Annotated in this window: 3 protein-coding genes; 2 read left to right on the forward strand and 1 reads right to left on the reverse strand. The window is 56.9% G+C overall.

What is annotated here, in order from left to right; genetic code table 11:
• Positions 1-297: 297 nt before the first annotated feature.
• Together EN879_RS40700 and EN879_RS36075 are read left to right on the forward strand one after the other, a co-directional pair.
• Complete coding sequence (locus EN879_RS40700) at positions 298-501, forward strand: hypothetical protein (RefSeq protein ID WP_275955479.1); 204 nt, start codon at positions 298-300, stop codon at positions 499-501.
• A complete protein-coding gene (locus EN879_RS36075; RefSeq protein ID WP_013525146.1) occupies positions 455-760 on the forward strand; it encodes a hypothetical protein in 306 nt (101 codons plus the stop codon). Before EN879_RS40700 ends, EN879_RS36075 begins: the two co-directional genes overlap by 47 nt.
• A gap of 374 nt (positions 761-1,134) precedes the next feature.
• Here the strand turns inward: EN879_RS36075 and EN879_RS39585 are convergent.
• On the reverse strand, positions 1,135-1,356 hold a 222-nt coding region (locus tag EN879_RS39585; protein ID WP_206521085.1), incomplete at its 5' end, for a hypothetical protein.

Consider the following 1,356-nt stretch of genomic DNA (forward strand, 5'->3'; position numbering starts at 1 on the left):
GGGCGATGCAGCTATGTTCCTGCTTTTGCAAAAAATTGCGCAGCCGCGTGCGCCGATGCAAGGTTGCCGTCTGTCCGTGTCGCTGGCGCAATATCCGCGGCCGAGATCGTGTTACCATTGTGCCGGCACCTATGAACGCTGCGCCAGCATCGCCAAGGCACCTGCAGGCCTGTAGGCCTCTGGCAATGGGAGAAAACCTGCATGTCTTGAGGACTCGGGCACGCCTTTGCTTGGTCGAGGCTCGCCTACATCCAACCAGACGCCTCCAACTGCGGCGGTGTCACGGGCTGGCTGCGGGTGGCAGCACTTTCACGCAAGGCCAGGATTCCCATCTGGAGTCACGGAATGCAGGAACTTCCTGTCAGCCTGGTTCACATTTGCGCCTTTGCCCGCAGCGTCAGCCGATGGAACATGATGCCGGTCGCCGCCGTTGGAAGAGCTTGGAGGCGGCCGCATGCACCTTGTCCAGATCCTGCTTCCTCGTTCCGACAACGCGGGTGAGCCCTTCGCCAAGGAAGACTTCGATCGTGTGAAGGACGAACTCGCCAATACGTTCAAAGGTGTCACCGCGTATTTTCGGACGCCCGCGGAAGGGGTATGGAGGGAGGGAAAAGAGTCCGACATGGACGAGATTGTCATCTTCGAGGTGATGACGGAAGAAGTCGATCTGCCCGATTGGCGAAGGCGCCGAGCGGAGTTGGAGCGCCGTTTCCGGCAGGACGAGATCATCATCCGCTACCTACCGATAGCATTGGTCTAAAGGTCCAGGCGCCTCCGGGATTGGGTTTTGCCGCCCTCCTTCCCGAGCTGAACTGCATTCGAAATCTGGAATGGCCTATTAGAGGTTTAATTACGATCCTTTGGACCTGCGTAATTCATTCAGTGGGTCTTCTGTAGGGCATAATATTGCGCATCGGTCGAATTAGAGAGGAAGGAAATATAACATACGTTCCATCAACCATTTAGACCGTTTGTCGATGTTTGTACTGATGACACTGTTATTTTACTGGTTGCAAGCCTTGCGAGTCGACCTGACGGGGTCAGTCTGGACAGGACCGAACCGCCTGCTTCAAAGGGTTGACCGGAAATGGGCGCATTGTTGGCTGTCCAGTGACTACGCTCCTACGGCGTCGGTCATTTTTCTTTTGCTGCCGCCGATCGGTTCTGGCCGGTCGGCGCCGTTGTCTTCGCGTCTTTCGAATGCGCTGCTATTGCAGGACCCGCGCCAGTCGACTTGCGCATATCGCCGTTGCCAGCGGGGCCGGGCTTCTTGCCGAGTAGTCTTGAAACGAGCGTACCTAGATATCCCATTGATACCTCCCGTGAGATTCGCGTAGCGATGGGCCAGTCTTCGCC

It is taken from the genome of Mesorhizobium sp. M7A.F.Ca.AU.002.02.1.1 (assembly GCF_003998535.1).
Lineage (GTDB): Bacteria > Pseudomonadota > Alphaproteobacteria > Rhizobiales > Rhizobiaceae > Mesorhizobium > Mesorhizobium ciceri.